Origin of the sequence: Pseudoalteromonas sp. Z1A6, from assembly GCF_011378745.1 — a bacterium.
GTDB lineage: Bacteria > Pseudomonadota > Gammaproteobacteria > Enterobacterales > Alteromonadaceae > Pseudoalteromonas > Pseudoalteromonas arctica.
In genome coordinates this window covers 1-5090 of sequence record NZ_WTKW01000298.1, presented here as the reverse complement: position 1 = coordinate 5090, position 5090 = coordinate 1, and the positions used below count along the sequence as shown (strand labels likewise).

Here is a 5090-nt window from a genome sequence, read left to right as displayed (position 1 = left end):
GGCTTTAGCCGCCTTTTTTATACTATTAATTAAAGAGACTTCAATGGCATTTAAACACATTTCTATAGCGCAAACGTTAGAACTTCTAGATAAAGAAGACGTTGTAATTGCAGATATTCGCGATCCAAATTCGTATCAAGCTGGTCGTATTCCAGGCTCAGAAGCACTTTCTAACGGTAATATTGCACAATTTATGATGGAAAAAGAATTCGATCAGCCAATTATTATTGTGTGTTACCACGGTATGAGCTCTCAGGGCGCAGCTAGTTATTTAGTTGAACAAGGCTTTGAAGATGTTTACAGCATGGATGGTGGCTTCACTGCTTGGGAAGCGGCTTACAGCGAGAAGGTAGAGCGATGATAGAGCTTGGCAGTTTAAATAACCCACGCGCCGCACAGGGCTTTATAGATTATTTAAAAAGCCAAGGCCTAGATGCAAAGATACACTCAGCAGATGGTAGTAATGTCATCATTAGCGTGACTGAAGAGGACTTTCATCAAGTTCAGCCGCTATGGACTGAATTTACACAAAACCCCAATCATGAAAAATACCAGCAAGCATCTTGGGATGTAGGCAGCACGCAATCGCCGCTTAAATATCAAGGGCAATCACTTAATCTTATGGCGCGATTTAAAGCGCTTAGCTGGCTTAACCAAACTGTTAGCATATTAAGTATTGTTATTTATGTCGCTTTTTTATTGGGTGGATTTGATGAAATTTATACAGCTCTGCAATTTAATCCATCACAACCGCTCAGTTGGTTAACACCTGCGCTTGTGCATTTTAGCGCGATGCATATTGTGTTTAATTTAATTTGGTGGATGTCGCTTGGCGACAATATCGAAAAGCAATGCGGAAAACTCAGCTTAATAGGTTTGTTTTTAGTGACTGCACTTATTAGTAATTGGGCGCAATACCTAATGGTTGGTCCTAACTTTGGCGGTTTGAGTGGCGTAGTATATGGGTTACTTGGTTTTTGTTGGATTCATAGCTTTTTAAATCCGAACAAACCAGCACTGGTTAGTACGGCTATTGTTGGTTTTATGTTGATTTGGTTAGTGCTTGGTTTTGCAGATGTATTGTTTGTAGGTATGGCTAATTGGGCGCACTTAGGTGGATTAGTTAGCGGTATGGCTTTTGCCTACACCGCCAAAGTATTTAACGCAAAACGTTAAATACTAATGATATAAATACTTAGTGAACAAGACTTCACGGATGATCTCTTGTCCTGTTTCTTCTTTTAAGAGGCTTTTTAGTTTTTCGGCGCACTTTGCGCGTATTTCTTCACGGCCAGTAAGGGATTTTATTTTTTCTTCAGGCTCTTTAGATAAAATTTCTACTAGGGCATCACGTAGTAATGGCGTGTGGTGCTCTACTACTGCAATATTTGAAGTGTCATTAAGCATTAAATCAATAGTTACACGCACATAGCCCATTTTTTTACTTGATGCGCCAATGTAGTTGGTGATTATATCGGGCTCAAAACCAAAATAACCAACTGTAGATTCAGCACGAGCTGTAAAGCTTATGACGCTTACAAAGAACGTAAAAAGACCTGCGTATACTATTTTTTTCATATTTAAAGCGTTTCTTAAAACTTGTTACAAATAGTTTATACTTAATAGTGGGTAATAAACAGCGCCAAGCAATTATTTATGGTTATAAAACATCACTTTTTCAAAAGCTTTGGCAATGGTATCATCTCGTTGTTTTTTATTTTGTTGAGCTATTGTGATTACTTATCCTCTGTCTATATCTGCTAATTGGCAGTCCACTTCATATGTAAGTGATTTATCTCCTCTAGAGCAAGAATGGCTTTTTGAACCTAATTCTTTAACTGCTAAATTAAAAAGTAAATCACAAATTTTTAGTGTAAGAGTATTGAGCGAGCAGTTATTTACTTTAAGTCTAGAGCAAAAGTTATTACTAAACTGTAGCGCTAAAACAGCGATTAATAGAGAAGTACTCTTATTGTGCGATAACAAACCTGTGGTATACGCACAGAGCTGGCTTCCTAAAAATGATTCGAGCAATCCTTTGCACAATATGGGTGAACGACCTCTTGGTGATGTGATTTTTCAAGACCCAGCACTAAAACGAACGGATATAGAAATTGCTCATTTTGATGCCAAGCACCCCGTTCAGCAATTAGTTGCAAAATTAAACCTACCCGAAAAAAACTTACTAGGCCGTCGAAGTGTATTTGCACTCAAAGAATATAAATTTTTAGTGTGTGAAGTGTTTTTACCAGGAGCATATTTATACTCATGAAATTAGCCGTTTTAAAGCCAAAACATATTTCTTACTATATACAGCTAATGCGTATAGATAAGCCCATTGGTACCTTGTTATTACTTTGGCCAACATACTGGGCTTTATGGCTTGCTAATAGTGGGATGCCGAGCTTACTCAACTTTATTATATTTACGCTGGGCGTTGTTGTTATGCGAAGTGCAGGGTGTGTAATTAATGATTTTGCAGATAGGAAAATAGACGGCTCTGTAAAACGCACAGCTCAGCGGCCGCTAGCTTCAGGGCGGGTTAGTAGTGGTGAAGCACTTAGCCTATTTTTACTGCTCATAGTTATTGCGTTTATTTTAGTATTAATGCTTAGCGTTAATACTCTTTTGCTTTCTTTTGGGGCTTTGGCTTTAGCCTTTTGCTACCCTTTTATGAAACGCTATACACAATTACCACAAGTTGTTTTAGGGGCTGCATTTGGTTGGGCTATTCCAATGGCGTATATGGCTTCAATAAATGCATTACCGCAGCAGGCATGGTTATTATTTATAGCCAATATTTGCTGGACAGTCGCTTATGACACTATGTATGCGATGGTTGATAGAGATGACGATTTAAAAATAGGGGTAAAATCAACCGCTATTTTATTTGGTAAATTCGACCGCCACATAATCTTTTTACTTAATGCTGTATTTATAGCGCTGGTTGCGTTTATTGGTATAAGTAATCATTTAAGTGTCGCGTTTGGCGTTGGTTTGAGTGTAGCAGCTGGTTTATTGGCATATCAACAAACGCTTATTCATAAACGTGAAAGAGATGCCTGCTTTAAAGCGTTTTTAAATAATCATTATGTGGGCTTGGCTATCTTTATGGGGTTATTACTTTCATACCCAATAGCATTTTAAAGCCTTAATAAAGGCTGTTAAAATTCGCTATTTAGAGCTATCGGGGTGGATCAATAATGCCGCTAATAGAGGCGTTTTTTCTAAACCATCCAGCAATAGAATAGCGTTCGTCAACTGCAGGAAGCACTTCATGAGCAAAACGTTCGCTTTCAAACATAACCAATGTGCCAGCAGTTGGTTTAATGGTTATTTCTACTTCTTTACTTTTAGGTTTATATATAACAAGTTCGCCACCTTGCTCTGGCGTATTTAAATAAAGCACCGTTGTAAATACACGATTAGATCGACCTTTAAATGCATCTAAGTGTTTTTTATAAAAATCACCCTGTGTATATTTTGCATAATGGCATTCGTAATCAAATAGCCCCATAAAAAAGCTACGATTTAACGTGGTTTTTATACTTTGCATTATTGCTTGATACGTAAGCTGTGCTTGAGAGCTGCCGTCAAACCAATAGGTTTTGTCAGTACGAATAGTTTTATCTATTTGTAAGTTATTTAATCGACCAATACCGGCAAGGCTAAAGTGGGGGTTTATACGGTGACAATCTGCAACTAAATCGTTAACTAAATCGGCAATAAGCGCGTTATGAATTACGGTGTATCCTTGGCGTTCTATATCATCTAAATAGACATCAGGACCAAAAAGTGTGTTCATTCACATCAGCTGTTTAAAAAAGGTGCGACAGTGTAGCCGAAAAGCGATTTAAAGCTACTGTTTATTGTGCCGCACTTTTTCAAAAAGAAGGGTTAGTTAAATGCAGCTCCCGCTTTTTTTATAAGCGACAGCAAGTGCTCTACATGTTCGGTAATAGATGTTTGTTGGCTTGTTTGTACAACGAGTTGTTCGTGATTTAAATCTTTATTTGTTTTTAGTTGCACGAGTTCAGAGTTCTCTGCGATTGTGTTTGCATGCTCAATGCTTGCTATAGCAAAGTGATCTGATTTAACTACACCAGCCATTACTTGCTCAATGCTACCCACTTTAATACTTGATGATTTATTTAAAGAATCAATTGCTTCATTAAGCATAGTTTGCACTTGTTTAGATTGAGAGAAGCAGCCAAACATAGGGTAGCTATCAAGATTTTGCTTACTTATATCGTTTTTATGTGCAAGAGGGTGATTTTTTGAAACAAATAATACAAGCTGATCAGGTAAGTGAATGTCACTGCCAATACTATTAATAGCTTGAGAGTATACACTTATGTCTATTTCACCTTGTTGGAGTCTGCGTGTTAGCTCTTGTTGATCTTGTAACTGCATTTCAATTTTTATATGAGGATATTGAGCTAAAAACTGTCCACAAGAAATAGGTACTATGCTGCTTGCCTTATTGGTATAGCCAATAACAAGTTTTTCATTAGCATTACCGTTTACTGATTGAAAAATCCGTTTTTTCGTTAGCTCAAGTTCCGATAGAGTCGTTTTAGCATATTCAAGGAAAAGTTCGCCTTCAGGCGTTAATTTAACAGAACGAGTTGAGCGTTTTACTAACTCATATCCCATTTCATTTTCAAGTGTTTGAATGCTGCGCGTTAGCGCTGAAGTACTAATTTGGGTTTGTTCAGCTGCTTGTCTAAAGTGACGTAATACACCAAGTGCTACAAATTGCTCTAATTGTTCAAATCTCACTTTATAGTCCCTTTTTATAAGTAAGTCGCAGATACCACGGATATCAAATATATTAATTTTTATTCTAAAGTTTAGTAAAATTCTATATTGAAATACGGTTGCAAGTTCATACGTGTTTCCAGCAGGATACCCCCCTTTTAGTATTAATTAAAGAGGAAAGCGACCAAATAGTATTACTTTTTTAATTGATAACTAGTTGTTTATTGTGTTTTGTCTATATTTTTGCAATTAACTATCTAGGCAAAGTTATTTTAACTCAGTGGGTTAGTTAGGAGGTTGGAATTTAATTGTTCTAATTAATAAAAAAG

Annotated in this window: 7 protein-coding genes; 4 read left to right on the top strand and 3 right to left on the bottom strand. The window is 36.9% G+C overall.

Annotation, left to right across the window (positions count from 1 at the left end; genetic code table 11):
* Positions 1 to 43: 43 nt before the first annotated feature.
* Positions 44 to 361 (top strand): thiosulfate sulfurtransferase GlpE, encoded by a 318-nt coding sequence (gene glpE / locus GQR46_RS15810; RefSeq protein WP_010554397.1) that lies wholly within the window; start codon positions 44 to 46, stop codon positions 359 to 361.
* A complete protein-coding gene (glpG, locus tag GQR46_RS15805; RefSeq protein ID WP_165729392.1) occupies positions 358 to 1176 on the top strand; it encodes a rhomboid family intramembrane serine protease GlpG in 819 nt (272 codons plus the stop codon). The genes glpE and glpG overlap by 4 nt, the downstream gene beginning before the upstream one ends.
* Before the next feature lie 3 nt (positions 1177 to 1179).
* Here the strand turns inward: glpG and GQR46_RS15800 are convergent, their stop codons facing one another.
* Positions 1180 to 1578 carry a flagellar basal body-associated protein FliL gene (locus GQR46_RS15800; RefSeq protein WP_165729393.1) on the bottom strand — a complete coding sequence of 133 codons (399 nt, stop codon included), beginning with the start codon at positions 1576 to 1578 and terminating at the stop codon, positions 1180 to 1182.
* A gap of 154 nt (positions 1579 to 1732) precedes the next feature.
* Between GQR46_RS15800 and GQR46_RS15795 the strand changes: the two genes are divergently transcribed.
* Both GQR46_RS15795 and ubiA read left to right on the top strand, forming a co-directional pair.
* Positions 1733 to 2272 carry a chorismate lyase gene (locus GQR46_RS15795; RefSeq protein WP_165741436.1) on the top strand — a complete coding sequence of 180 codons (540 nt, stop codon included), beginning with the start codon at positions 1733 to 1735 and terminating at the stop codon, positions 2270 to 2272.
* Entirely contained in the window at positions 2269 to 3147 is an 879-nt protein-coding gene (gene ubiA, locus GQR46_RS15790) for a 4-hydroxybenzoate octaprenyltransferase (RefSeq protein WP_165741433.1), read from the top strand. Before GQR46_RS15795 ends, ubiA begins: the two co-directional genes overlap by 4 nt.
* A gap of 37 nt (positions 3148 to 3184) precedes the next feature.
* Here ubiA and GQR46_RS15785 read toward each other — a convergent pair whose 3' ends face one another.
* Both GQR46_RS15785 and GQR46_RS15780 read right to left on the bottom strand, forming a co-directional pair.
* The gene (locus tag GQR46_RS15785; RefSeq protein WP_007584723.1) at positions 3185 to 3805 is read right to left on the bottom strand and encodes a 2OG-Fe(II) oxygenase; all 621 of its coding nucleotides are present in this window, start codon (positions 3803 to 3805) and stop codon (positions 3185 to 3187) included.
* 92 nt (positions 3806 to 3897) lie between these two features.
* On the bottom strand, positions 3898 to 4782 hold the full coding sequence (locus GQR46_RS15780; protein WP_007584725.1) for a LysR substrate-binding domain-containing protein: 885 nt from the start codon (positions 4780 to 4782) through the stop codon (positions 3898 to 3900).
* Positions 4783 to 5090 lie beyond the last annotated feature (308 nt).

What these genes read in the sequence shown, in the direction of transcription:
- glpE (WP_010554397.1), top strand. Translation starts at nt 44, where the DNA reads ATGGCATTTAAACACATTTCTATAGCGCAAACGTTAGAACTTCTAGAT.
- glpG (WP_165729392.1), top strand. Translation starts at nt 358, where the DNA reads ATGATAGAGCTTGGCAGTTTAAATAACCCACGCGCCGCACAGGGCTTT.
- GQR46_RS15800 (WP_165729393.1), bottom strand. Translation starts at nt 1,578, where the DNA reads ATGAAAAAAATAGTATACGCAGGTCTTTTTACGTTCTTTGTAAGCGTC.
- ubiA (WP_165741433.1), top strand. Translation starts at nt 2,269, where the DNA reads ATGAAATTAGCCGTTTTAAAGCCAAAACATATTTCTTACTATATACAG.
- GQR46_RS15785 (WP_007584723.1), bottom strand. Translation starts at nt 3,805, where the DNA reads ATGAACACACTTTTTGGTCCTGATGTCTATTTAGATGATATAGAACGC.